Source organism: Paracoccus broussonetiae (genome assembly GCF_031854425.1).
In the GTDB taxonomy this organism is placed as follows: Bacteria; Pseudomonadota; Alphaproteobacteria; order Rhodobacterales; family Rhodobacteraceae; genus Paracoccus; species Paracoccus broussonetiae.
Map to the genome: position 1 here is coordinate 158,341 of NZ_JAVRQI010000004.1, position 23,458 is coordinate 181,798.

25 protein-coding genes are annotated in these 23,458 nt (G+C 65.2%); 17 read left to right on the plus strand and 8 right to left on the minus strand.

What is annotated here, in order from left to right:
- Positions 1 to 7: 7 nt before the first annotated feature.
- Positions 8 to 322 (minus strand): DUF1476 domain-containing protein, encoded by a 315-nt coding sequence (locus RM190_RS06535; protein WP_311758606.1) that lies wholly within the window; start codon positions 320 to 322, stop codon positions 8 to 10.
- 149 nt (positions 323 to 471) lie between these two features.
- On the opposite strand from RM190_RS06535, the gene purC reads away from it, so the two are divergent.
- From purC to rnr, 9 genes are all read left to right on the plus strand, one after another.
- Entirely contained in the window at positions 472 to 1,236 is a 765-nt protein-coding gene (gene purC / locus RM190_RS06540) for a phosphoribosylaminoimidazolesuccinocarboxamide synthase (protein ID WP_311758607.1), read from the plus strand.
- An 11-nt stretch (positions 1,237 to 1,247) separates the two neighbouring features.
- Positions 1,248 to 1,487, plus strand: coding sequence for a phosphoribosylformylglycinamidine synthase subunit PurS (gene purS / locus RM190_RS06545; protein WP_311758608.1), 240 nt, complete (start codon positions 1,248 to 1,250; stop codon positions 1,485 to 1,487).
- An 82-nt stretch (positions 1,488 to 1,569) separates the two neighbouring features.
- Positions 1,570 to 2,442, plus strand: coding sequence for a LysR family transcriptional regulator (locus tag RM190_RS06550; RefSeq protein WP_311758609.1), 873 nt, complete (start codon positions 1,570 to 1,572; stop codon positions 2,440 to 2,442).
- Between the two features lie 81 nt (positions 2,443 to 2,523).
- A complete protein-coding gene (locus tag RM190_RS06555) occupies positions 2,524 to 3,003 on the plus strand; it encodes a formate dehydrogenase subunit gamma (RefSeq protein ID WP_311758610.1) in 480 nt (159 codons plus the stop codon).
- Positions 3,000 to 4,535, plus strand: a complete 1,536-nt coding sequence (locus RM190_RS06560; RefSeq protein ID WP_311758611.1) for a formate dehydrogenase beta subunit — start codon at positions 3,000 to 3,002, stop codon at positions 4,533 to 4,535. Before RM190_RS06555 ends, RM190_RS06560 begins: the two co-directional genes overlap by 4 nt.
- Positions 4,532 to 7,411: a formate dehydrogenase subunit alpha gene (gene fdhF, locus RM190_RS06565; protein WP_311758612.1), complete on the plus strand. Its 2,880-nt coding sequence runs from the start codon at positions 4,532 to 4,534 to the stop codon at positions 7,409 to 7,411. The genes RM190_RS06560 and fdhF overlap by 4 nt, the downstream gene beginning before the upstream one ends.
- A gap of 7 nt (positions 7,412 to 7,418) precedes the next feature.
- Positions 7,419 to 8,222 carry a formate dehydrogenase accessory sulfurtransferase FdhD gene (gene fdhD, locus RM190_RS06570; protein ID WP_311758613.1) on the plus strand — a complete coding sequence of 268 codons (804 nt, stop codon included), beginning with the start codon at positions 7,419 to 7,421 and terminating at the stop codon, positions 8,220 to 8,222.
- 6 nt (positions 8,223 to 8,228) lie between these two features.
- A complete protein-coding gene (locus RM190_RS06575; protein WP_311758614.1) occupies positions 8,229 to 8,456 on the plus strand; it encodes a formate dehydrogenase subunit delta in 228 nt (75 codons plus the stop codon).
- A 44-nt stretch (positions 8,457 to 8,500) separates the two neighbouring features.
- Positions 8,501 to 10,765, plus strand: a complete 2,265-nt coding sequence (rnr, locus tag RM190_RS06580; protein WP_311758615.1) for a ribonuclease R — start codon at positions 8,501 to 8,503, stop codon at positions 10,763 to 10,765.
- Positions 10,766 to 10,874: 109 nt separating this feature from the next.
- Here rnr and RM190_RS06585 read toward each other — a convergent pair whose 3' ends face one another.
- Positions 10,875 to 12,473 (minus strand): phosphoenolpyruvate carboxykinase, encoded by a 1,599-nt coding sequence (locus RM190_RS06585; protein ID WP_311758616.1) that lies wholly within the window; start codon positions 12,471 to 12,473, stop codon positions 10,875 to 10,877.
- Positions 12,474 to 12,686: 213 nt separating this feature from the next.
- Here RM190_RS06585 and RM190_RS06590 point away from each other — a divergent pair, with 213 nt between their 5' ends.
- The 6 genes from RM190_RS06590 (at position 12,687) to RM190_RS06615 (ending at position 16,008) form a co-directional block, all read left to right on the plus strand.
- Positions 12,687 to 13,127 (plus strand): HPr kinase/phosphorylase, encoded by a 441-nt coding sequence (locus RM190_RS06590; RefSeq protein WP_311758617.1) that lies wholly within the window; start codon positions 12,687 to 12,689, stop codon positions 13,125 to 13,127.
- A 64-nt stretch (positions 13,128 to 13,191) separates the two neighbouring features.
- Positions 13,192 to 14,133 carry an RNase adapter RapZ gene (rapZ, locus tag RM190_RS06595; protein WP_311758618.1) on the plus strand — a complete coding sequence of 314 codons (942 nt, stop codon included), beginning with the start codon at positions 13,192 to 13,194 and terminating at the stop codon, positions 14,131 to 14,133.
- 32 nt (positions 14,134 to 14,165) lie between these two features.
- Entirely contained in the window at positions 14,166 to 14,591 is a 426-nt protein-coding gene (locus tag RM190_RS06600; RefSeq protein WP_311758619.1) for a PTS sugar transporter subunit IIA, read from the plus strand.
- Complete coding sequence (locus RM190_RS06605) at positions 14,588 to 14,878, plus strand: HPr family phosphocarrier protein (protein ID WP_311758620.1); 291 nt, start codon at positions 14,588 to 14,590, stop codon at positions 14,876 to 14,878. Before RM190_RS06600 ends, RM190_RS06605 begins: the two co-directional genes overlap by 4 nt.
- A gap of 9 nt (positions 14,879 to 14,887) precedes the next feature.
- Positions 14,888 to 15,496 carry a TetR/AcrR family transcriptional regulator gene (locus RM190_RS06610; RefSeq protein WP_311758621.1) on the plus strand — a complete coding sequence of 203 codons (609 nt, stop codon included), beginning with the start codon at positions 14,888 to 14,890 and terminating at the stop codon, positions 15,494 to 15,496.
- A gap of 83 nt (positions 15,497 to 15,579) precedes the next feature.
- Positions 15,580 to 16,008 (plus strand): DUF2852 domain-containing protein, encoded by a 429-nt coding sequence (locus RM190_RS06615; RefSeq protein WP_311758622.1) that lies wholly within the window; start codon positions 15,580 to 15,582, stop codon positions 16,006 to 16,008.
- 37 nt (positions 16,009 to 16,045) lie between these two features.
- Here RM190_RS06615 and RM190_RS06620 read toward each other — a convergent pair whose 3' ends face one another.
- From RM190_RS06620 to RM190_RS06640, 5 genes are read right to left on the minus strand one after another with little or no spacing between them, the layout of a single operon-like run.
- Positions 16,046 to 17,425: a glutamate--cysteine ligase gene (locus RM190_RS06620; protein ID WP_311758623.1), complete on the minus strand. Its 1,380-nt coding sequence runs from the start codon at positions 17,423 to 17,425 to the stop codon at positions 16,046 to 16,048.
- Positions 17,426 to 17,475: 50 nt separating this feature from the next.
- Positions 17,476 to 17,991, minus strand: a complete 516-nt coding sequence (locus tag RM190_RS06625) for a hypothetical protein (protein WP_311758624.1) — start codon at positions 17,989 to 17,991, stop codon at positions 17,476 to 17,478.
- Positions 17,992 to 18,408, minus strand: a complete 417-nt coding sequence (locus tag RM190_RS06630; protein ID WP_311758625.1) for a GNAT family N-acetyltransferase — start codon at positions 18,406 to 18,408, stop codon at positions 17,992 to 17,994.
- A complete protein-coding gene (gene dapE, locus RM190_RS06635) occupies positions 18,405 to 19,553 on the minus strand; it encodes a succinyl-diaminopimelate desuccinylase (protein WP_311758626.1) in 1,149 nt (382 codons plus the stop codon). The genes RM190_RS06630 and dapE overlap by 4 nt, the downstream gene beginning before the upstream one ends.
- Before the next feature lie 28 nt (positions 19,554 to 19,581).
- Positions 19,582 to 20,355 (minus strand): sulfite exporter TauE/SafE family protein, encoded by a 774-nt coding sequence (locus RM190_RS06640; RefSeq protein ID WP_311758627.1) that lies wholly within the window; start codon positions 20,353 to 20,355, stop codon positions 19,582 to 19,584.
- 160 nt (positions 20,356 to 20,515) lie between these two features.
- Between RM190_RS06640 and RM190_RS06645 the strand changes: the two genes are divergently transcribed.
- Both RM190_RS06645 and RM190_RS06650 read left to right on the plus strand, forming a co-directional pair.
- Positions 20,516 to 22,171 (plus strand): acyl-CoA dehydrogenase family protein, encoded by a 1,656-nt coding sequence (locus RM190_RS06645; protein ID WP_390908053.1) that lies wholly within the window; start codon positions 20,516 to 20,518, stop codon positions 22,169 to 22,171.
- A gap of 77 nt (positions 22,172 to 22,248) precedes the next feature.
- Positions 22,249 to 22,671, plus strand: a complete 423-nt coding sequence (locus tag RM190_RS06650) for an META domain-containing protein (protein WP_311758628.1) — start codon at positions 22,249 to 22,251, stop codon at positions 22,669 to 22,671.
- 46 nt (positions 22,672 to 22,717) lie between these two features.
- Here the strand turns inward: RM190_RS06650 and recO are convergent, their stop codons facing one another.
- Positions 22,718 to 23,443, minus strand: a complete 726-nt coding sequence (recO, locus tag RM190_RS06655; protein ID WP_311758760.1) for a DNA repair protein RecO — start codon at positions 23,441 to 23,443, stop codon at positions 22,718 to 22,720.
- Positions 23,444 to 23,458 lie beyond the last annotated feature (15 nt).

Genomic DNA, 23,458 nt, shown 5'->3' on the forward strand with positions numbered 1-23,458 from the left:
TTGGGGCTCAGTTCTCGTTCAGGATCTGCTCGCGCGCGGTCATCCTCAACTGGACCATCTTGGTGCGGATCTCGGCCTCGTCCATCTTGCCGGCCAGATCGGCCGCGATCTTGCGAAAGACGTCCTCGTCCCCCGGCTCGTCGAAGTCCGACGACACGACCGTCAGCGCATAGGAGCGCGCGTCATCGCCCGTCTTGCCCAGAAGCGCTGCCGCCCATTCGCCCAGCAAGCGGTTCCGCCGCGCCTCGGCCTTGAAGTTCAGCTCGGCATCGCGGGCAAACTTTGCCTCGTAAGAGCGCTCGCGTTCGTCGAAAGTGGTCATGACGGCCTCCTCCCTCGTGTCGGTCTGACACGCCATAATGGTATGCTTGCAGGGGGGGCACATCGCAAGCTCGTATTGCCCCTGACCCTGTTTCTGGCCTATAGCCGCATGAAGAATACCACTTACCTTGCGGACGGGAGACGCGCAGCATGGCACCAAGGCGCAAGAAAATCTACGAAGGCAAGGCGAAGATCCTTTACGAAGGCACCGAGCCGGGCACCCTGATCCAGTATTTCAAGGACGATGCCACCGCCTTCAACGCCCAGAAGAAGGCCACGATCGAGGGCAAGGGCGTCCTGAACAACCGGCTGTCCGAATACTTCATGACCGGCCTGACCAATATCGGCGTCCCGAACCATTTCATCCGCCGCATCAACATGCGCGAGCAGCTGATCCGCCAGGTCGAGATCATTCCGCTGGAAGTGATCGTGCGCAACTTTGCCGCCGGTTCGATTGCCAAGCGTCTTGGCATGGAAGAGGGCACGCCGCTTCCCCGCCCGATCGTCGAGTACAGCTTCAAGAATGACGAGCTGGGCGATCCCTTCGTTTCGGAAGAATATGTCATCGCCTTCGGCTGGGCCTCGCAGCAGGATCTGGACGACATCGTCAGCCTCGCGCTGCGGGTGAACGACTTCCTGTCGGGCGTCTTCTTCGGCGTTGGCATCAAGCTGATCGACTTCAAGATCGAGATCGGCCGGATCTGGGATGGCGATTTCATGCGTCTCGTCGTCGCCGACGAAATCAGCCCCGACAGCTGCCGCCTGTGGGACGTCAAGACCGGCCAGAAGCTGGACAAGGACGTGTTCCGCCGCGATCTCGGCAGCCTGACCGACGCCTATACCGAGGTGGCGCGCCGGCTGGGCCTGATGCCCGCCAACACCACCAGCCTGTCCAAGCCGACCCTGATCAACTGAAAGGCCCTGCCATGAAAGCCCGTGTCACCATCATGCTGAAGGATGGGGTTCTGGACCCGCAGGGCGAGGCGATCCGCCATGCTCTTGGCGGACTTGGCTTTTCGGGCGTCGATGGCGTCCGTCAGGGCAAGGTGATCGAACTGGACCTGGCCTCGGTCGATGCCGATGCCGCCAAGGCCGAAGTCGCCCGCATGTGCGAGGGTCTGCTGGCCAATACCGTGATCGAGAAATACGCCGTCGAGATCGTCTGAAACGCCGGACCGGGGCTCTGCCCCGGACCCCGGGGTATTTCGGAAACGGTGAGAATGGGCGCGGCCGGGGAGGGCGCGACTTGTGATCGACAAGCTGTCGATGTTCATGGTCCTTGCCCGCGAGAAGCATTTCGGCCGCGCGGCCGAAGTGCTGGGCATCACCCAGCCCACCCTGTCATCCGCGATCCGTGCGCTTGAGGAGCAGCTGGGCGTCCAGCTGGTCCGGCGCGGTTCCCGCTTTCAGGGACTGACTCCCGAGGGCGAGCGCGTCCTGGGCTGGGCGCGACGCATCGTCGGCGATGCCCGCGCCCTGCAGGCCGAGATGCAGGCCAGTCGCAAGGGCGTGACCGGGTTGCTGCGGCTGGGCGTGATCCCCACCGCAATGCCCCGCATCGCCGAGCTGACCGGACCTTTCCTGCGCCGCCATCCCGAGGCGCGGGTGTCGATCCTGTCGCGGTCCTCGGACGAGATTCGCGAGCAGATCGAGGCGCTGGAGCTGGATGCCGGCGTCACCTATCTGGACAGCGAGCCGCTGGGCCGGGTGCAGAGTCTGCCTTTGTATCGCGAGACCTATTGCCTGATCTCGCGCGATGTCTCGCAAGGCCCGGTGGACTGGGCCGAGGCGGCCGAACGTCCGCTGTGCCTGCTGACCCCCGACATGCAGAACCGCCGCATCGTCACCCGCCACCTGGTCGAGGCGGGATCGGACGCTTTGCCGCGGGTGGAATCGACGTCGATGCTGGCGATCCTGTCGCATGTGGCGACCGGTGACTGGGCGGCGATCCTGCCGCGCAGTCTGGCCCGTGGCCTGCCCTTGCCCGAGGGCGTGGGCGCGCGCGATCTGGTCGGCGAGGGGCATATGGTCGGCCTTGTCACCGCGCGGCGCGAACCGCACCCGCCCTTGGTCGAGGCCCTGTTGAGATCGGCGGATCTGATAGAAAAGTCCAATCAATAGACGGGACTTTGATATTGTTATGACTATTGAGCGGCCCTAATCTTGGTGTAGACAGGAATAGAGCCCGGACCCGACCCAGCCATGACTAATCCAGCGATTTCCGCTGATTTCCGCGAACGTCTCGACGCGATCATCAACCTTCACAAGGATCGCGAAGGGCCGTTGCTGCCGATCCTGCATGATATCCAGCATGAATGGGGCTTTGTTCCCGAGGAATCCGAACCGGTCATCGCCCAGGCTTTGGGGATGACGCGGGCCGAGGTGCATGGCGTCGTCAGCTTCTATCACGATTTCCGCGATCACCCCTCGGGGCGGCATGTGTTGCGCCTGTGCCGGGCGGAAGCCTGTCAGTCGATGGGTGCCGATGCGCTGGCCGATCAGGTCCGCGCAGCGCTGGGGATCGATTTCCACGAGACGACGCCGGATGGCCGGCTGACGCTGGAACCGGTCTTCTGCCTTGGGCTTTGCGCCTGTGCGCCGTCAGCGCAGATGGGCGACAAGCTGGTCGGACGGGCCAATCTTGCCAAGGTGCAGCGGCTGGTGACGGAGGCGGGCGCATGAGGGTCTGGGTTCCGCTTGACGCCGCCGCGAAGGCACTGGGTGCGGATGACGTGGCAGCCGCGCTTGCACGGGAATTGCCGGAGACGACGATCACCCGCAATGGCACGCGCGGCATGATCTGGCTTGAGCCGCTGGTTGAGATCGAACGGGATGGCGTGCGCCTGGGCTTTGGTCCGGTCGACCCCGATGACGTGCCGGGCCTGGTCGAGGCGATCCGCATTGGCGCGGCGCATCCGCTGGCGCTGGGACCAGTCGAGGAATTGCCCTGGATGAAGGCGCAGTCGCGGCTGACCTTTGCCCGTGTCGGTGTGATCGACCCCCTGTCGCTGACCGAGTATGAGGCGAATGGCGGTCTGGCCGGCTTGCGGCGCGCCATCGTTATCGGCCCCTCCGCCGTGGTCGAGGATCTGATCCAGTCTGGCCTGCGCGGCCGGGGTGGCGCGGGTTTCCCGACCGGGATCAAGTGGAAGACCGTCGCGGGCGCGAAGGCTTCGCAGAAATACATCGTCTGCAACGCGGATGAAGGCGACAGCGGCAGCTTTGCCGACCGCATGCTGATGGAGGGCGATCCCCTGACCCTGATCGAGGGCATGGCGATCGCAGGCATCGCCGTGGGGGCGACCCAGGGCTATGTCTATTGCCGCAGCGAATATCCTGACGCGATCCGCGTGACCGAAGCGGCGATTGCGCTGGCGCGACGGGGCGGCGTCCTGGGCGAGTCTGTCCTTGGGTCGGAATATGCGTTCGACATGGAGGTTCGCGTCGGGGCGGGCGCTTATGTCTGTGGCGAAGAAACGAGCCTGCTGAACAGCCTGGAGGGCAAGCGCGGCACGGTGCGGGCAAAGCCCCCGATCCCCGCGCTTGAAGGTTTCCTTGGCCGGCCGACGGTGGTGAACAACCTGGTCTCGCTGGCGACGGTGCCCTGGATCCTGGCCAATGGCGGCGAGGAGTACGCCAAGCTTGGCATCGGGCGGTCCAAGGGGACGATCCCGATCCAGATCTCGGGCAATGTCCGTCACGGCGGCCTTTTCGAGGCGGCCTTCGGCATGACGCTGGCCGAGATCATCGAGGAGGTCGGCGGCGGCACTGCCAGCGGTCGCCCGGTCAAGGCCGCGCAGGTCGGCGGGCCGCTGGGCGCCTATATTCCCGCGAAGGATTTCGACGTGCCTTTCGGCTATGAGGAGTTGGCGGGCCGTGACGGGCTGCTGGGCCATGCCGGTATCACCGTCTTCGACGACACCGCCGACATGCTGAAGCTTGCGCGTTTTGCGATGGAGTTCTGCGCGGTCGAAAGCTGCGGGAAGTGCACGCCCTGCCGCATCGGATCGGTCCGCGGGGTCGAGACGATCGACCGGATCGCCGCGGGCGACAGTGACGGGGTCGAGATCCTGAAGGACCTTTGCAACACGATGAAATGGGGTTCGCTTTGCGCGCTGGGGGGCTTTGCGCCATTCCCCGTCATGTCCGCGCTGACCCATTTCCCAGACGAATTCAGCGGGCGCAACGAACCCCGCAAGGAGGCCGCAGAATGAAAGACTTCATCATTCCCGACCGTGATTATGGCACTCCGGCCGCAAAGTCGGATGTGACCGTCAACCTGACCGTCGACGGGATCGCCGTGGCTGTGCCCTATGGCACCAGCGTGATGCGCGCCGCGGCCGTCGCCGGGATCACGGTGCCGAAGCTTTGCGCGACCGATCACGTCAGCGCCTTCGGGTCGTGCCGGCTGTGCGTCGTCCAGATCGACGGGATGCGCGGCACCCCTGCGTCCTGCACGACCCCGGTCGCCGAGGGGATGGTCGTCCATACCCAGACCGAGGATGTCGCGAAGATCCGCAAGGGCGTGATGGAGCTGTATATCAGCGACCACCCGCTGGACTGTCTGACCTGCGCGGCCAATGGCGATTGCGAGTTGCAGGACATGGCGGGGGCCGTCGGCCTGCGCGAGGTCCGCTATGAACCCGGCGCGAACCACTTCGCCCGTCGCGATGCCGAGGGGCCGAACCCCGAATACCGGCCCAAGGACGAGTCGAACCCCTATTTCACCTTCGACCCGGCCAAATGCATCGTCTGTTCGCGTTGCGTCCGCGCCTGCGAGGAAGTGCAGGGCACCTTCGCCCTGACGATCGAAGGGCGGGGCTTTGACAGCCGCGTTTCGGCCGGGATGGGGTCGGACAGCTTCCTCAGCTCGGATTGTGTCAGCTGCGGGGCCTGCGTACAGGTCTGCCCGACCGCGACCCTGATCGAGAACAAGGTGATCGAGATCGGCACGCCCGAGCATGTCGTGAAGACCACCTGCGCCTATTGCGGCGTCGGCTGTTCCTTCGACGCGCATATGCGCGGCGAAGAGGTCGTGCGCATGGTTCCCAGCAAGGATGGCAAGGCGAACCGCGGCCATAGCTGCGTCAAGGGGCGCTTCGCCTGGGGTTATGCCACGCACCAGGACCGCAAGCTGGAACCGATGGTGCGCGAGAAGATCACCGATCCCTGGCGCGTCGTCTCGTGGCAGGAGGCGCTGGACTTCGCGTCCGAGCGCCTGCACCGGGCGCAGGCTGACCACGGCCGGGATTCGATCGGCGTCATCACCTCGTCCCGCTGCACGAACGAAGAGACCTATCTGGTCCAGAAACTGGCCCGCGCGGTCTTTGGCACGAACAACACCGATACTTGCGCGCGCGTCTGCCATTCGCCGACCGGCTATGGGCTGGGCGCGACCTTCGGCACCTCGGCGGGGACGCATGACTTCGATTCGGTCGAGGATACCGACCTGGCGCTGGTCATCGGCGCGAACCCGACCGACGGGCATCCGGTCTTTGCCTCGCGCCTGCGCAAGCGGCTGCGGCAGGGGGCGGGGCTGATCGTCCTTGACCCGCGCGAGATCGACCTGCTCAAGACCCCGCATATGGGAATGGGCATGCACTTGCCGCTGCGCCCGGGCACGAACGTCGCCGTCATCACCTCGATCGCGCATGTGATCGTGGCCGAGAAGCTGTATGACGAGGCTTTCATCCGCGAACGCTGCGACTGGGATGAATTCCTGGCCTATTCCGAATTCCTGCTGGATCCGCGCCACTCGCCCGAGGAAGTCGAGAAGCTCAGCAAGGTCCCGGCCGAAAAGATCCGCGCCGCCGCCCGTGCCTATGCCGCCGCGCCGCGCGCCAGCATCTTCTATGGCCTGGGCGTGACCGAGCATTCGCAAGGCTCGACCACCGTGATGGCCATCGCGAACCTTGCCATGCTGACCGGCAATATCGGCCAGCCGGGCACCGGGGTGAACCCGCTGCGCGGCCAGAACAACGTCCAGGGTTCCTGCGACATGGGCAGTTTCCCGCACGAATATCCGGGCTATCGCCATGTCTCGGACCCGGCCACGCGCGAAATCTATGAACGCGTCTGGGGGGTCGAGCTGTCGCCAGAGCCGGGCCTGCGCATCCCGAACATGTTCGACGAGGCCTTGGCCGGTCGCTTCCGCGGCCTTTACTGCCAGGGCGAGGATATCGTTCAGTCCGACCCGGATACCAAGCACGTCACCTCGGCCTTGTCGGCCATGGACATCGTCATCGTGCAGGACCTGTTCCTGAACGAGACCTCGAACTATGCCCATGTCTTCCTGCCGGGTTCGTCCTTCCTGGAAAAAGACGGCACCTTCACCAATGCCGAACGCCGCATCAACATGGTGCGCCGCGCGATGACGCCGAAGAACGGGCATGAGGATTGGGAGATCACCCAGATGCTGGCCAATGCGATGGGCGCGCATTGGACCTATACCCACCCGCGCGAGATCATGGCCGAGATCGCGATGACGACCCCCAGCTTTGCCGGCGTCAGCTATGATCTTCTGGACCGCGAAGGTTCGGTGCAATGGCCCTGCAACGACAGCGCGCCGCTGGGCACGCCGTTGATGCATGTCGACGGCTTCGTGCGCGGCAAGGGTCGCTTCATCCATACGGAATATGTCGCGACCGAGGAACGGACCGGCGCACGCTTCCCCTTGCTGCTGACGACCGGACGGATCCTGTCGCAGTACAACGTCGGCGCGCAGACCCGCCGCACCGACAACCTGGTCTGGCACGGAGAGGATATTCTTGAGATCCACCCCTCGGATGCCGAGAACCGGGGCGTGCGGGACGGGGACTGGGTGCGGGTGGCGTCCCGTTCGGGCGAAACCACGCTGCGGGCGCTGTTGACCGAACGGGTTGCGCCGGGCGTGGTCTATACCACCTTCCATCACCCGACGACTCAGGCCAATGTGGTGACCACAGACAATTCCGACTGGGCCACCAACTGTCCCGAGTTCAAGGTGACCGCGGTGCAGGTCAGCCCCTCGAACGGTCCGTCGGATTGGCAACAGGAGTATCGAAACCATTCCGAACGCGCCCGCCGCATCCTGCCCGAAGCCGCCGAGTGACGCGCGCATGAAGGATCTTGTCCCGCGCGCGCTGCGCTGGGAAAAGGGCGGCTGGCAGCAGGAACCGCCCGGTCCCAGCCCCGAGGAATGCCCGGTGGCGATCGTCATCGACGGTGTGTCGCAGGCCGTGCTGATGTCGACGCCCGCCGACCTGCAGGACTTCGCCATGGGCTTTGCCCTGACCGAGGGGCTGATCGCGTCATTGGCGGACGTGACCGGGTTCGAGGAAGAGCCGGTCCATGTCGGCGGCCATCCTGCGCTTGAAGCGCGGCTTTGGCTGCGGCCGGGGCTGGCCGCGGGCCTGGCCAAACGGCGGCGCAGCACCGTCGGTCCCGTCGGCTGCGGCCTTTGCGGCGTCGACAGCATCGAGGCTGCCCTGCCTGCGGTCGTGCCCGTCACCTCGGACTGGACCATGCCACCCGAGGCGGTGGGCCGCGCGATTTCTGCGCTGGCTGCGGGACAGGTTCTGCGCCGCGCCACGCCCGCGATTCACGGTGCGGGCTTCTGGGATGGCAGCCGGATCACCGTGCGCGAGGATGTCGGACGCCACAATGCGCTGGACAAGCTGGCCGGGGCGCTGGCTGGTCAAGGCCGCGATGCGGGGCAGGGCGCCATCGTCATGTCCTCGCGCCTGTCGGTGGATCTGGTGCAGAAAGCGGCCCGGATCGGCGCGCCCGTGCTGATCGGTGCCAGCGCGCCCACGGCCCTGGCGCTGACCTGGGCCGAGGAAGCCGGCATCACCCTGATCGCCCGCGCGCGCGGCGACAGTTTCGAACTTTATACCCATCCCCGGCGCATCGCCGGAAGCTGAGGCAAGATGTCCCATAGCAACGATGACAAGCTGATCCGCATGGCCACCCAGATGGCCCAGTTCTTCGAAAGCCAGCCCGGCGGCGGCGCGGCCGAGGCCGTGGCCGCGCATATCAATGCCTTCTGGACCCCGCGGATGCGGCAGGATTTCGTCCAGCATCTGGATGGCGGCGCGACTGCCGGCCCGGTTGTCCGCGACGCTGCGCGCTTCGTGCGGCTGCCCGACGCCGCCTGATTTTGCCCCTGCCGCCCGGACAGGGCGCGTGCTAGCCTGCGGGCATGGCACAGCTACCTTCCCGACAAGAGATTCTCGACTGGGTGCACGCGCACCCGGACGCCACTGCGAAACGCGACATCGCCAAGGCCTTCGGCATCAAGGGCGCCGCCCGGATCGAGCTGAAGCGCCTGTTGAAGGAGCTTGAGGCCGAGGGCCTGCTGGAGCGCCGCCGCCGCCATTATCACGATGCCGAGCGTCTGCCGCCGGTCACCGTCATCCAGCTTCTGCCGCCGGACAAGGACGGCGACATTTTCGCAAAGCCGATGGAGTGGCAGGGCGACGGCCCGATGCCGCGCATCCTTTACGCGGCGCTGAAATCCGATCCGGCGACCGCCCCGGGCGAGCGCATCCTAGCCCGCCTGATCGAGGTGCAGGGCGAAGACCACCAGTATCAGGCCCGCCTGATCCGCCGCATCGGCACGACGCAGCACCGGCTTGTCGGCATCTTCCGCCGCAATTCGGCCAGTCCAGAGGCTGGCGGGCGCATCCTGCCCATCGACAAGGGCCAGGACAAGGAATGGCAGGTCCCGCCGCATGAGATCCACGGCGCCCAGAATGGCGAGCTGGTCGAGGCCGAGCAGATCGGTCCGCGCGGTCGCATGGGCCTGCCCGTCGCGCGCATCCTGGAACGCCTGGGCGATCCCTCGGCCCCGCGTGCGGTCAGCCTGATCGCGATCCATCAGCACGGCATCCCCGATGACTTCCCCGACGAAGTCATTGCCGAGGCCGATGCCGCCAAGCCCGCGACCATGAAAGGTCGCGAGGATCTGCGCCAGCTGCCGCTGGTCACGATCGACCCTTCGGATGCCCGCGACCATGACGACGCCGTCGCGGCCGAGATCCGCGAGGATGGCGGGGCCGATATCTGGGTCGCCATCGCCGATGTGGCGCATTACGTCCGCCCGAACTCGGCGCTTGACCGCGAGGCGCGAAAGCGCGGCAACTCGACCTATTTCCCCGACCGCGTCGTGCCGATGCTTCCGGACATCCTGTCGGGCGACCTGTGTTCGCTGCACGAAGGGGTGGATCGCCCCGTCATCGCGGTCAGGATGCGGCTTGACGCGCAGGGCAACAAGGTCAGCCACAGCTTCCATCGCGGCATGATGCATTCCGCCGCCAGCCTCAGCTATGAACAGGCGCAGGCGGCGGCGGACGGGAACCCGGACGATGCCACGGATCCGCTTCTGGACAGCGTCATCCGGCCGCTCTGGCATGCCTATGCGCTGCTCAAGGCCGCGCGGGACCGTCGCCAGCCGCTGGAACTGGACCTGCCCGAACGCAAGATCATCCTGACCCCGGACGGGCGGGTGAAGTCGGTGAATTTCCGCGAACGCTTCGACGCCCACCGGCTGATCGAGGAATTCATGGTCCTGGCCAATGTCGCCGCCGCCGAGGAACTCGAACGCCTGCGCAGGCCGCTGCTGTATCGCGTGCACGAGGAGCCCTCGGCCGAAAAGCTGGATGCGCTGCGCGAGGTCGCGGAGGCGTCGGGGTTCACGCTGGCCAAGGGGCAGGTGCTGCAGACGCGCCACCTGAACCGGCTGCTGGAACAGGCCGAGGGGTCCGATTTCGACGAGCTGATCAACATGACCGCGCTGCGCTCCATGCAGCAGGCCTATTACCACCCCGAGAATTATGGCCATTTCGGGTTGGCGCTGCGCTCCTATGCGCATTTCACCTCACCCATCCGGCGCTATTCGGACCTGATCGTCCACCGTGCGCTGATCCTCGGCCATAAATGGGGCGACGACGGCCTGTCAGCCTGGGATATTGAAAATCTCAGCGAGACGGCGAAGCAGATCTCTGACAGCGAGCGTCGCTCGATGGCGGCGGAACGCGATACGACCGACCGTTACCTTGCCGCCTATCTTGCCGACCGCGTGGGGGCCGAGTTCACCGGGCGTGTCAGCGGGGTGCAAAAGTTCGGCGCCTTCATTCGTCTGGATGAAACCGGTGCCGACGGCCTTCTGCCCATCCGCGAGATCGGACGGGAATATTTCCACTATGATCCCGAGGCTCAGATCCTGATGGGATCGGAAACCGGGCTGGAAATCGGCATCGGCCAGCGCGTCACCGTGCGTCTTTCGGAAGCCGTGCCCACCACCGGCGGACTGATGCTGGAATTGCTTGAGGTCGAGGGGCGGCCGCTGCCCCAAGGGGGCGCCGGTCGCGGTGGCAAGGGGCCGCAACGGCGCCGCGCCACGCAATCGCGCCTGTCCGAGGTCAAGCGCGCGCAGAAACGTCGCCGCATCCGCCGCGAACGCTAGGCGTGCGCAGCCTGAAATGAAGAAAGGCGGGGCCGATGGCACCCGCCTTTTTCACTGTTTCGAAAATACCCCGGGGGTGCGGGGGCAGCGCCCCCGCGGTCCGGAAAGATCAGCCGATCGCTGCGGCGCGGACGTCGGCGTCGATCTTGTCGGCATATTGGGCGAAATTGTCGCTGAACATCCCGACCAGTTTCTTCGCCTGCGCGTCATAGGCCGAGGTATCGGCCCAGGTCTGGCGCGGGTCCAGCAGCTTGTCCTCGACACCGGGGACCGAAACCGGAACCTCGAAGCCGAAATTCGGATCCTTGCGGAACTCGACCTTGTTCAGCGATCCGTCCAGCGCCGCGGTCAGCAGCGCGCGGGTCGCCTTGATCGGCATGCGCTTGCCGGTGCCGAAGGCGCCGCCGGTCCAACCGGTGTTCACCAGCCAGCAATTCGCGCCGGTCGCGTTGATCTTGTCCTGCAGCAGCTTGCCATAGACTTCCGGGCGGCGCGGCATGAAGGGTGCGCCGAAGCAGGTCGAGAAGGTCGGGGTCGGCTCGACGACGCCCACCTCGGTTCCCGGCGTCTTCGAGGTGAAGCCCGACAGGAAGTGGTACATGGCCTGTGCCGGCGTCAGGCGCGCGATCGGGGGCAGGACGCCATAGGCGTCGCAGGTCAGCATGATCACGTTCTTCGGCATGCCGCCCAGTGAGGTCTCGGACGCGTTCGAGATCTGGTCCAGCGGATAGGCGCAGCGCATGTTGTCGGTGATCGAGTTGTCCTCGAAATCCAGCTCCAGCGTGTCGGGATCGAAGACCATGTTCTCGATCACGGTGCCGAAGTTGAAGCAGGTCGCATAGATTTCCGGCTCGGCCTCGGCAGACAGGTTGATGGTCTTGGCGTAGCAGCCACCTTCGAAGTTGAAGATGCCGTGATCCGACCAGCCATGTTCGTCATCGCCGATCAGCGTGCGCGAGGGATCGGCCGACAGGGTGGTCTTGCCGGTGCCCGACAGGCCGAAGAAGATCGCCGCGTCATCCGGGTTGCCGATCGCGTGGTTTGCCGAGCAGTGCATCGGCATCACGCCTTTTTCCGGCAGGATATAGTTCAGCAGCGTGAAGACCGACTTCTTGTTCTCGCCCGCATAGGCGGTGTTGCCGATCAGGATCAGCTTCTTGTCGAAGTTCAGCGCGATCACGGTTTCCGAACGGCAGCCGTGACGGGCCGGGTCGGCCTTGAAGGTCGGGCAGTTGATGATGGTGAATTCCGGCGCGAAGCTGGCCAGCTCGGCCGCCTCGGGGCGGCGCAGCAGGTGACGGATGAACAGGCTGTGCCAGGCCATCTCGGTCACAAGGCGCACGTCAAGGCGCAGCGCGGGATCGGCGCCGCCGAACAGGTCCTGAACGTAGTAGTCCTTGCCCTTCATGTGCGCGAGCATGTCGGCATGAAGGCGGTCGAATGCCTCGGGATCCATGGGCTTGTTGTTCTCCCACCAGATCGAATTCTCGACCGAGGGGGTGCGCACGACGAACTTGTCCTTGGGCGAACGCCCGGTATGGGCGCCGGTCGACACAAGGAACGTGCCGCCCAGACCCAGCTTGCCTTCACCGCGCGCGACGGCGGCCTCGATCAGGGCAGGCTCCAGCAGGTTGTAATAGACATTGCCAAGCCCCGTGATCCCTTGATCTTCGAGACGGCAATTCGGATTTACGCGCGGGTCGGACATGTCCTGAAAGCTCCTGATGATCGACGGGCCGGCAGGACCGGCCGTTGCCCCGTGCTATAGCATGGCAATCGCGTGACGAAACCGGGCATGGGAGCGGGTTTAGCGCAACCAGCGAGTGTTCGCGCCAACATTCGTCTACACTTGGGGTTAAGGCAGGGCGTCAAGTCGCCGTCCTGCGGGGTTTTTCACCTGACCGGAGAAATAGTTTCAACCATGACCGACAGTGACGCCGTGATCCTTCATGCCTCGTCCGTGGAAGTCTCGGGTCGGGGCCTGCTGATTCTCGGCGCATCGGGTTCGGGCAAGTCCAGCCTTGCGCTGTCGCTGATGGCAATGGGGGGCGTGCTGGTCGCCGATGACCGGACGCGGGTCTACCTTCAGCAGGGGCGACTGATCGCGGATTGCCCCGAGGCCATCCGCGGCCGGATCGAGGCGCGGGGCGTCGGCATCCTTGCCGCCGACTATGCCGGTGCGGTTGAACTGACCCTGGCGGTGGACATGGACCGGGCCGAGCCCGAACGCCTGCCGCCCCGTCGTCACCTTGCCGTGCTTGGGGTCGATCTGCCCCTTGTCCTTGGGCAGGGGCGTGGTCATCTTGCATCTGTCCTGCGACAATATCTTTTGGCCGGGCGCGCGGATCGCGACGAGGCTTGACCCCGACGCATATGTGCCGCCCCCTTGAGGGAAGCCGCTTTTCACGAAGCACGCGAAGATTGTCATGAACCAGACCGTGAAACCCGAAGAACAGACCCAGCGCGTCGTTCTTGTCACCGGACCCTCCGGGGCAGGGCGGTCGACGGCCATCGATGTTCTTGAGGATCTTGGCTATGAGGCCATCGACAACCTGCCGCTGTCGCTGGTCCCGCGTCTTCTGGACGGGCCCGCGCGCGGTGTGCCGCTGGCGCTGGGGCTGGATGTCCGCAACCGCGACTTCTCTGCCGCGAACGTGATCGAACTTATCGATCGGCTGACCCGGCTTCCCGATTATGAACCCGAGGTGCTGTTCCTTGACTGCTCGACCGAGCAGCTTTTGCGACGGTTCAATGAAACCCGGCGCCGCCATCCCTTGCGCAGCGAAGGCGCGCCGCTGGACGCCATCATGGCGGAACGTGACATGCTGGCCGCCGTGCGCTCGCGCGCGGATGTTCTGGTCGATACGTCGGAGCTGTCGCCGCACGATCTGAAGGCGGAACTGGCGCGCTGGTTCGATGTCGATCCGGGGCGCCGGCTGACCGTGTCGGTCCAATCCTTTTCCTATAAACGCGGGGTTCCGCGCGGCGTCGACATGATGTTCGATTGCCGCTTTCTGTCGAACCCGCATTGGGAGCCGGGATTGAGACCGCTGGATGGGCGCGATCCGGCGGTTCAGGCCTATGTGACGGCCGATCCCCGATTCGCGGAATTCTTCGAAAAGGTGCGCGATCTTGTACTTTTCGCGCTCCCTGCCCATCTAGATGAAGGTAAGGCGCACCTGGTAATCGGTTTCGGGTGCACCGGAGGGCAACATCGTTCCGTCACATTGGCCGAAAAAATGGCAGACGCGCTTGCGAAAGCTGGCTGGCAGGTGTCAATTAGACATAGGGAACTTGAACGCCGTGAGAAGGCGCCGGCACCTGCGGAAGATGGTCTGACACCAGACCATCACGCGGTCTCGGCGTAGCTTTGACGGCAGACCTTGCGTGGTGGGGTAATTTGATCGGAATTGTCATCGTGGCGCACGGAGGGCTCGCTCGGGAATATCTCTCGGCGGTCGAGCATGTCGTGGGGCCGCAGTCGGGAATTCGTGCCGTGACGATCGAGGAGAATCACGATCGCGGCGAAAAGCAGGCGGAAATCTGCGCCGCTGCCGACTCGGTTGATACCGGGGACGGGGTGGTTGTCGTGACCGACCTGTTCGGGGGCTCGCCTTCGAACCTGTCGCTGATGGCCTGTCACCGACGAAATCGGTCCATTCTATATGGCGCGAACCTGCCGATGCTGGTCAAACTCGCCAAGTCCCGCAAACTTCCGGTCGCGGATGCCGTGACCCTCGCCAAGGATGCCGGGCGGAAATACATCAACAGCTACGATGTTCTGCCCGCCGACATCATCCCCGTCCCCAACCGCGCCGCCTCATGAACGAGATGAGCAACGGGGCCGTGACCCGCGATCTGAAAATCGTCAACGAAAAGGGCCTGCACGCGCGGGCCAGCGCGAAATTCGTCGAAACGGTCGAGAAATTCGATGCCCAGGCCACCGTCGAAAAAGACGGGATGAGCGTTTCGGGCGACTCGATCATGGGCCTGCTGATGCTGACCGCGCCGCGTGGCAGCACGATCCGCGTGACCACCCGAGGGGTGCAGGCCGGTGAACTGGCAGAAGCCCTCAGCGCGCTTGTCGGAGATTATTTCGGCGAAGGCATGTAGGGCCAGAACGTGGCCCGCGAATCCTATCACCACGGAAACCTGCGTCAGGCATTGGTCGAAGCGACCGTGCGCCTGATCGAGGAAAAGGGTCCTCAGGGCTTTACCCTGGCCGAGGCGGCGCGACTGGTCGGTGTCAGTGCCGCTGCGCCCTATCGCCATTTCACCGGCCGTGACGAACTGGTCGAGGAAATTGCCCGTCAGGGTTTCGAAGATTTTGCCGACCGGCTTGGGGCCGCGCTTGCCTCGGGTCGGACGCCGCTGGGCGCGTTCCTGGCGATGGGGCAGGCCTATCTGTCCTTTGCCGCCCAAAGGCGCGGCTATTACATCGCGATGTTCGAATCCGGGATCTCGATTGCCGGCAATTCCGGCCTGACCCAGGCGGCCGAGCGGGCACGGGGCACGCTGCTGCGCGCAGCCGAGGATCTGTTCCAGAACGTCCCCGCCGACCGGCGCCCTCCGGCCGGGATGGCCGCAGATCACATCTGGGCATTGAGCCACGGGGTTGTCGAACTGTTCAGCCGCGGCAAGCCGGGTGGACGCTCTCCCATCTCTCCCTCGGACATGCTGGAAAGCGGTACGCTGATCTATCTGCGCGGACTGGGCGTCATCACATCCTGATTTTTTCGCTGACCCTATTGAAGCGTGACTTTTGGACTCCATTTATGTAAATGTGATTAACATTCACATCGAAAGGGACGCCAATGAACAGCTATATCGCCCCGCGACCGTCGGTGTTGGACCGGATCGGATCGGCACTTGCCGGAATCCGGGACTGGCTGGACGAACGCGGCAAGGGGGCCTGGATCCTCGCCATGATCCTGGGCTTCGTTTTCTTCTGGCCCGTGGGCCTTGCCATCCTTGGCTATATGATCTGGAGCAAACGCATGTTTTCCTGCCGTCACCGCCATGACCACCACGCGCGCCATGACCGTTTCGCAAGCCGTGGATATTCTGCGCCGACCGGCAACGCCGCCTTCGATGCCTATCGCGATGAAACGCTGAAGCGGCTTGAGGACGAGCACCGCGAATTCCTGGACTTCCTGCAGAAGCTGCGCGAGGCCAAGGACAAGGCCGAGTTCGACCAGTTCATGCAGGGTCGCAAGGACGAGCCCCGCGAATTGCAGTCGTGATGCGAAAAGGGGCCGGGAAACTCCCGGCCCACTTTGGTCAATAGGAGTAGTCGGCGTAGATCCGGCTCAGATCTCCGTCCCATTCTCCATGATACTTCTCCAGCAGCTCGTCGGCCGGCACCTTGCCGCTGTCGACGCTTTCGCGCAGGGCGTTCAGGAAATGGGTCTCGTCCGGGATCAGACCGCCGGCACCGGGACGGGCACGCGTCTTCAGGCCGTATTCGGCGATGTCCAGCACCTCGCGCGCGATATCGCGCAGGTGAAGCCCGTCGAACTCGCCCTGAAGCCCCTGGCGCGCGGCCGCGACGCGCAAGCCGTCGCGCTGCTCGGCGCTCCACCCACGGCACAGGTCCCATGCGGCGTCCAGCGCGCCCTGGTCATAGATCAGGCCGACCCACAGCGCGGGCAGGGCGCAAAGCCGCCGCCACGGACCACCATCGGCACCGCGCATCTCGATGAACTTTTTCACGCGGGCTTCGGGGAAGACGGTGGTCAGGTGGTCCGCCCAGTCTGACAGTGTCGGAATCTCGCCCGGCAGCGCGGGCAGCTTGCCCTTCATGAAGTCGCGGAAGCTTTGCCCAAGCGCGTTGATGTATTTCCCGTCGCGGTAGACGAAGTACATCGGCACATCCAGGACATAGTCGACCCAGGCCTCGTACCCCATGCCGCTTTCGAAGGCGAAGGGCAGCAGGCCGGTGCGTGCGTCGTCAAGGTTCTGCCAGATATGCGCGCGCCAGCTTTTCATCCCGTTCGGCTTGCCGTCAAGGAAGGGCGAATTGGCGAAAAGGGCGGTTGCGATGGGCTGCAGGGCCAAGGCCACGCGCAGCTTCTGCACCATGTCCGCTTCGCTTGCGAAGTCCAGGTTCACCTGCACCGTGCAGGTGCGATACATCATCTGCGTGCCCAGCGTGCCGACCCGGCCCATATAATCGGTCATCAGCCGATAGCGACCCTTCGGCATCATCGGCATCTGGTCCTGCGTCCAGATCGGGGCAGCGCCAAGGCCGATGAAGCCCGCGCCCAGATCATCGGCCACGGACTTTACTTCGGCCAGGTGACCGTTCACCTCGTCGCAGGTCTGGTGGATGGTTTCGACCGGTGCGCCAGACAGTTCCAGCTGGCCGCCGGGTTCAAGGCTGACATTGGCGCCGTCCCGCTCCAGCCCGATGATGTTCTCGCCCTCGCGCACCGGGGTCCAACCGAAACGCTCGCCGATGCCTTCCAGCATGGCCTTGACCGTGGGTGTCCCCTGCGGCCCGTCATAGGGGAGGGGCTTCAGGTCGGAATGGCGATAGCCGAATTTCTCGTGCTCGGTCCCGATGCGCCAGCTGTCCTTGGGTTTCTCGCCCGACGAGATGTACTCTGCCAGTTGCTCGGGACGCTCGATCGGGCCGCCGCCCTGCTGTGGAATGGACATCGGTGGCCTTTCAGATTGCCTTGAACGCCACAGGTGACAATCTGCGCGCGTCAAGTCAAGCGCGTGTGGCCTTGCCTGCGCCAAAGGGTCTGAATGGCAGGCCCTTCGGTCGCCAGCGCGGCCGAGACGCGCCCCAGGTCAAAGTCGGGCAACGCGGCAAAGGCGCTGGCCAGAAGCTCGGTACCGCTGGCGTCGACGGGGATCAGAAGCGCTTGTCCGTCAAGACTTTTCAACCGCCAGTAAAGGCGCCCGTTCAGCCGCATCAGCCGGATTTCGGACAGGTCGCGCAATGCGATTTCTCCGCCCAGCAACCGGTCGGGCGAAAGATAGCGGATCGCGCCCTCGTCCAGCTCGACAAGACCGGGCGCGGTGGCGTGGCTTCTGAAGCGCATCCGCCGCCGGGCATCCAACGCCCAGACGGCGGAAACCGTCCCGATCAGCGTGCCGATCGGGCCATAGATCCAGCCGCCCCGCGAGATCACCCAGATCCCGAACGCCGTCACAGCAAGCGCCGAAAGGGTTTCGGTCCAGGGACGCAGCTTTTCGGCAAGCTCGGGGCGGATCAATCACAACTCCCGCGACATGTCGCGGTGGGAGATGCCCGCGTCGTCATATTCCGGCCCGAAGGCGGTGAAGCCCAGCTTCTCGTAAAAACCGATCGCATGGGTCTGCGCGCCAAGCTTGGCGCGGGTGACGCCGGGCTGGGTGCGCAGCTGGTCCAGCGCGGCGCGGATCAGGGCGGCGCCCATGCCCGTGCCACGCGCCGACCGCAGCACCGCCACGCGACCGATCTTGCCCGTCTCGCCCAGCAGCAGGATGCGCGCGGTGCCGATGGCGCGACCCTGATCGTCGCGCGCCAGCAGATGGATCGCCTCTCCGTCGCGGCCGTCCCATTCCTCGGCCTCGGGAACCGATTGCTCGATCACGAAGACCTCGTGCCGGATGGCGCGGCAGGTATCGATATCCTCGGTCCGTTCGATCATGCGAAGTAACGCTCCAGAATGCGGCGATAGATGCGGGAAAGCTGCCGGACCTGTTCGGCCGGGACGCGCTCGTTCACCTGATGCATGAAATGGCCGACAAGGCCGAATTCAAGGACCGGGCAGTGATCCTTGACGAAACGCGCGTCCGAAGTCCCGCCCGAGGTCGACAGTGCCGGATCAAGCCCGGTTTCGTCGCGCACGACATCGCGGACCATCTCGACGAAGGGGCCAGGGCGGGTCAGGAAGCTTTCACCCGACACCTGCGTTTCGATGTTGAATTCGACCCCGGTCTCGGCCTCGATCCCTGCGGCACGGTCGCGGATCATCCGGTCCAGCGTGTGCGAGGTATGCGCGTCGTTGAAGCGGATGTTGATCCGGGCGCTGGCGCGTTCGGGGATCACGTTCGATGCCGGGTTGCCGCAATCGACGGTCGTGACCTGCAGGCCGGAAGGGTCGAAATGCTCGGTCCCGTGGTCCAGCGGTTCGGCAGCCAGTTCGTTCAGCAACCGCACCAGCGCGTGGATCGGGTTGCGCGCGCGGTGCGGATAGGCCGAATGGCCCTGAACCCCGCGCGCCACGATGTCGAGGGTCATCGAGCCGCGGCGACCGATCTTGATCATCTCTCCCATGCGGTCGGGGTTCGACGGCTCGCCGACGATGCACACGTCCATGCGTTCGTCATGCTCGCGCATCCAGTCCAGCAGGGCGCGGGTGCCGTCAAGGCTGACGCCTTCTTCGTCCCCGGTGATGGTCAGCACGATCGCGCCGTCGGGGCGGCATTCGCTCACGAAGCCGATGGCGGCGGCGACGAAGGCCGCGACGCCGGACTTCATGTCGGTCGCGCCCCGGCCCCAGATCCAGCCATTTTCCTGATGGCCCGAAAAGGGCGGGTGGGTCCAGCTGGACAGCTCGCCCGGCGGCACGACATCGGTATGTCCGTTGAAGCCGAAGCTGCGGGCCGCGCCTTTGGCGCCCCAGCGGGCGAACAGGTTCGGCGTGCCGTTGCGGTCCGCGCGGTGGCATTCGAAGCCCGCGGCGGTTAGTTCCTGGGACAGCAGGTCCAGCGCGCCGCCCTCTGCCGGCGTCACCGAGGGGCATCGGATCAGGCGGGCAGTCAGGTCGGCGGGATCCGGGGTTGCGGTCATGTGGTCGTCTCCTGTGTTCCCTTGGGGATTACACCGGCGCGCCAATCAGTTCCAGCGCGCGACGCATCAGATTCAGACCCGTCAGCACCAGCAGGACCAGCGTCCAGCGACGGAACTGCGCGACGTCCAGCCGGTCATGGGCCAGATTTCCAAGCCACATCCCGATCAGTGCCGGAATCACGATGACCGCCGACAGCGGCAGCGTTTGCTGGTTCAGCAGCCCCGATTGCAGATGCGAGACGGTCAGCACCGCCGCCCCGATGCAGAAGACAACGCCCTGCGCCCGCATCTGTTCATCCTTGGGTGCGCGGATCGACAACAGATAGACAAGCAGCGGCGGCCCCCAGATGCCCGAGATGCCGCCGTAAAGCCCCCCGACGATCCCGGTCACGATCTCGACCCGGCGGCGGTGGTGGACGGGAATCGCAAGGCTTCGGCCTGCCAACTGCCACAGCGCGAAAAGCGAGATGGGCACCCCAAGCAGCGCATACATCACCCATTGCGGGACGCGGGTCGCGAACATCGCGCTGACCGGGATGAACAGCACGACCATCGCGATATGCCAGCGATAGGCGCAGACCGCCTGCCAGGCCGGTCCGGGACCCTGACGCAGCGCCTGCCAGACATTGGTCAGCAGCACCGGCAGGATCACCGCCGCCAGCGCCTGTCGCGCGCTCAGGATCGAGCCGAGCGCCGACATCATGATCATTGGCATCGCGAAACCGATGGCGCCCTTCACGAAGCCGGAAAACAGCGTGACCGCCATCGCGATCCAGAAAACCAGGGGGTCGAGTCCGAACATGCCCAAGCCATAGCCCTTGGGGCGGTGGATGCAAGCGCAGGCGACCGGACATATTCGTGCGAATGTTGCATCTGTTGCGCATGATAGTTGCGCTGCGCTTGCGAAGCAGCTAAACATGCTGCATCGCCGAATGTGCGCTGCATCAGCAGAAGGATGGCCCATGAAGGACGCGACGACCCTTTCCGCCGATATCCCCCAGGACCTGCTTGGACAGGCCAGGGACATGCTGTCCGACATCGGCGGGCTGCTCGATTCGGCCATTTCCGCGCTGCGGAGCCGCGTCGCGCCCGCGGGCAAGCCCGATGCCGCGCTTCTGGACCGTCACCAGCACGCTGCGCACGCCCTGTCCTGGGTCGCGACCTATGTCGAGGCGATCCGCCAGCTGACCGGTTGGGCCGGTCGGCTGGACGAGGACAGCGGCCTGGGTCGCACCGAGGCGCTGATCCTGCAGATCGGGCTGGGCGAATACCTGACCCAGCTGGCTGGCGGCATCCCGATGAGCCAGACGGAATTCGCGCGCCTGTCGGATCTTGGCATCGACTGGCAGCCCGGCGCAGCCGCGCGGCTGCTGATGGCCGGGAACACGCCCGAGGCGCGGGCCGAACTGGCGCGCACCATGCAGGCCGATCTGGGGCAGGCGACCTTCGGGGCATCCGGCCTTGATGACGAGCTTGAGATGATCCGCGCCCAGTTCCGCCGCTATGCCGACGAACGGGTGGTGCCCAATGCCCATGAATGGCACCTGCGCGACCAGCTGATCCCCATGGAGATCATCCGAGAACTGGCCGAGTTGGGTGTGTTCGGGCTGACCATCCCCGAGGAATTCGGCGGTCTGGGCATGTCCAAGGCCGCGATGGTCGTCGTGACCGAGGAATTGTCGCGCGGCTATATCGGCGTGGGCAGCCTTGGCACCCGCAGCGAAATCGCGGCGGAACTGATCCTGTGCGGCGGGACCGAGGCGCAAAAGGCGCAATGGCTGCCCGGCCTCGCCTCGGGCGAGATCCTGTCGACTGCGGTCTTTACCGAACCGAATACCGGCTCGGATCTTGGCAGCCTGCGCACCCGCGCGGTTCGCGACGGCGACGACTGGCTGATCACCGGCAACAAGACCTGGATTACCCATGCGCAGCGCAGCCATGTCATGACGCTGCTGGCGCGCACCGATCCCGAAACGAGCGATTGGCGTGGGCTGTCGATGTTCCTGGCCGAGAAGACGCCCGGCAGCGACGAGGATCCCTTTCCGACACCCGGCATGACCGGGGGCGAGATCGGCGTCCTGGGCTATCGCGGGATGAAGGAATACGAGCTTGGCTTTGACGGCTTCCGGGTCGAGGGTGCGAACCTTCTGGGGGGCGAACCCGGCAAGGGCTTCAAGCAGCTGATGGAGACCTTCGAATCCGCGCGCATCCAGACTGCAGCCCGCGCCGTCGGTGTCGCGCAATCGGCTTGCGAGGCGGGGTTGCGCTATGCGGTCGAGCGGCGGCAGTTCGGCCGACCCCTGGCCGAGTTCCCGCGCGTCGCGGACAAGCTGGCCCTGACCGCCGTGGAAATCGTGATTGCCCGGCAGCTGACCTATTTCAGCGCCTGGGAAAAGGATCACGGCCGGCGCTGCGATCTTGAGGCGGGCATGGCGAAGCTTCTGGCTGCGCGCGTCGCATGGGCCGCGGCGGACAATGCGCTGCAGATTCACGGCGGCAACGGCTTTGCGCTGGAGTACCCGGTCAGCCGCCTGCTTTGCGACGCGCGCATCCTGAATATCTTCGAGGGCGCGGCCGAGATTCAGGCGCAGGTTATTGCACGCAGGTTACTGTCCTGACGCGAAAAAACCGGCCACGGCTGGACAGATTGCGGCGATCAGGCATTATGTGCGGCAATACACAAACGGAGCTGCCAATGACCCGCATCCTCAGCTTTACCGCAGCCGCGGTGGCCCTTGCCACGCTTGCGGCCTGCGAGCCGACCGGCTCCAGTGGCCCCGGCAGCAATATTCCCACCGGCCCCTATGTGCTGGTCGGCATCGGTTCCGATACCGTGCCCCAGCGCAATGTCGGCCTGACCATCGAGTCGGATGGCTCGATCTCGGGGCAGGCGCCGTGCAACCACTATTCCGCGCCGCAGGTCGCCGAACCGCCGGGCTTCAAGCTTGGGCCGCTGACCACGACCAAGATGGCCTGTGGCGGCAAAGCCGGCGCGCTTGAGCAGCGTTACTTCAACGCGCTCTCGCAGGCTGACGGCATCAGCTACAAGGGTGGGGTGCTGGTGATCACCGGCGGGCCGTCCTACCTGACCTTCGAGCCGGGCTACCGCAAGGAATGACCCGCGATGTGGGCCGGCTGGCAGGACCGGCTGGCCCGCACGCCGCCTAGCCCTGGCGGACTTCGCTGGCCGTCAGGCGCGCGACAAGCCGTGCGCGCGCGGGCGGCAGCGGCTTTCCGGCATGAAATTCGGCCAGACGCGTTTGCAGGAAGTGACCCGTCAGGCGCAACGCATCGGCAATGCCGCCATTGCCGCAGCCACCCAGCAGCGCGGGCAGCAGCAGCAGCCTTGGCGCCCAGTCCCCGGCACCCGCGGCGCTGACGGCCCGCCCCGATCTTGGGCTGACATAGGCCAGACCCTGCCGCGCGCCAGTCACCGCGCAGCTTGACAGGTCCAGTCCAAAGCCCAGTTCGTCCAGCAGTTGCATTTCCCATTTGAGATAGCTTTCCGCCCAGCCTTGCCCGGCATCGATGCGGTCCAGCAGCGCCTCGGTCGCGTCGGCAAGGGCGGGGTGGGGATCGCGTTCGGGCAGGGCATAGGTCAGCAGCGAGGTGACGGCATTCGTTCCGGCAAGGGCATCGGCGCTGTCCATCAGACCCGGGCGTGCGCGCAACGGCTCGACCGTGAAGGTGCCCAGATGCTCTTCGATCCGGGCGCGCCAGCGCAGGCTGAGGCGGTTGCCCGGTTGCAGCATCGCGGCCCGCTTGCTGCTGGCCCCACCCGGCACGAGTCCCGACACCAGGCCCGCATCGCGTGACAGCACGGTCAGGATCACGGCGTTCTCTCCGTGCCTGCGCTGCGTCATCACGCTGGCTTCGCCCTGCCATTCCATCGTCACGCCTTTCCT

Bases quoted from the DNA above. Each gene is read 5' to 3' on its own strand.
- RM190_RS06535 (WP_311758606.1), bottom strand. From the start codon at position 322: ATGACCACTTTCGACGAACGCGAGCGCTCTTACGAGGCAAAGTTTGCC.
- purC (WP_311758607.1), top strand. From the start codon at position 472: ATGGCACCAAGGCGCAAGAAAATCTACGAAGGCAAGGCGAAGATCCTT.
- purS (WP_311758608.1), top strand. From the start codon at position 1,248: ATGAAAGCCCGTGTCACCATCATGCTGAAGGATGGGGTTCTGGACCCG.
- RM190_RS06555 (WP_311758610.1), top strand. From the start codon at position 2,524: ATGACTAATCCAGCGATTTCCGCTGATTTCCGCGAACGTCTCGACGCG.
- RM190_RS06560 (WP_311758611.1), top strand. From the start codon at position 3,000: ATGAGGGTCTGGGTTCCGCTTGACGCCGCCGCGAAGGCACTGGGTGCG.
- fdhF (WP_311758612.1), top strand. From the start codon at position 4,532: ATGAAAGACTTCATCATTCCCGACCGTGATTATGGCACTCCGGCCGCA.
- fdhD (WP_311758613.1), top strand. From the start codon at position 7,419: ATGAAGGATCTTGTCCCGCGCGCGCTGCGCTGGGAAAAGGGCGGCTGG.
- RM190_RS06575 (WP_311758614.1), top strand. From the start codon at position 8,229: ATGTCCCATAGCAACGATGACAAGCTGATCCGCATGGCCACCCAGATG.
- rnr (WP_311758615.1), top strand. From the start codon at position 8,501: ATGGCACAGCTACCTTCCCGACAAGAGATTCTCGACTGGGTGCACGCG.
- RM190_RS06585 (WP_311758616.1), bottom strand. From the start codon at position 12,473: ATGTCCGACCCGCGCGTAAATCCGAATTGCCGTCTCGAAGATCAAGGG.
- RM190_RS06590 (WP_311758617.1), top strand. From the start codon at position 12,687: ATGACCGACAGTGACGCCGTGATCCTTCATGCCTCGTCCGTGGAAGTC.
- rapZ (WP_311758618.1), top strand. From the start codon at position 13,192: ATGAACCAGACCGTGAAACCCGAAGAACAGACCCAGCGCGTCGTTCTT.
- RM190_RS06605 (WP_311758620.1), top strand. From the start codon at position 14,588: ATGAACGAGATGAGCAACGGGGCCGTGACCCGCGATCTGAAAATCGTC.
- RM190_RS06615 (WP_311758622.1), top strand. From the start codon at position 15,580: ATGAACAGCTATATCGCCCCGCGACCGTCGGTGTTGGACCGGATCGGA.
- RM190_RS06620 (WP_311758623.1), bottom strand. From the start codon at position 17,425: ATGTCCATTCCACAGCAGGGCGGCGGCCCGATCGAGCGTCCCGAGCAA.
- RM190_RS06630 (WP_311758625.1), bottom strand. From the start codon at position 18,408: ATGATCGAACGGACCGAGGATATCGATACCTGCCGCGCCATCCGGCAC.
- dapE (WP_311758626.1), bottom strand. From the start codon at position 19,553: ATGACCGCAACCCCGGATCCCGCCGACCTGACTGCCCGCCTGATCCGA.
- RM190_RS06640 (WP_311758627.1), bottom strand. From the start codon at position 20,355: ATGTTCGGACTCGACCCCCTGGTTTTCTGGATCGCGATGGCGGTCACG.
- RM190_RS06645 (WP_390908053.1), top strand. From the start codon at position 20,516: ATGAAGGACGCGACGACCCTTTCCGCCGATATCCCCCAGGACCTGCTT.
- RM190_RS06650 (WP_311758628.1), top strand. From the start codon at position 22,249: ATGACCCGCATCCTCAGCTTTACCGCAGCCGCGGTGGCCCTTGCCACG.
- recO (WP_311758760.1), bottom strand. From the start codon at position 23,443: ATGGAATGGCAGGGCGAAGCCAGCGTGATGACGCAGCGCAGGCACGGA.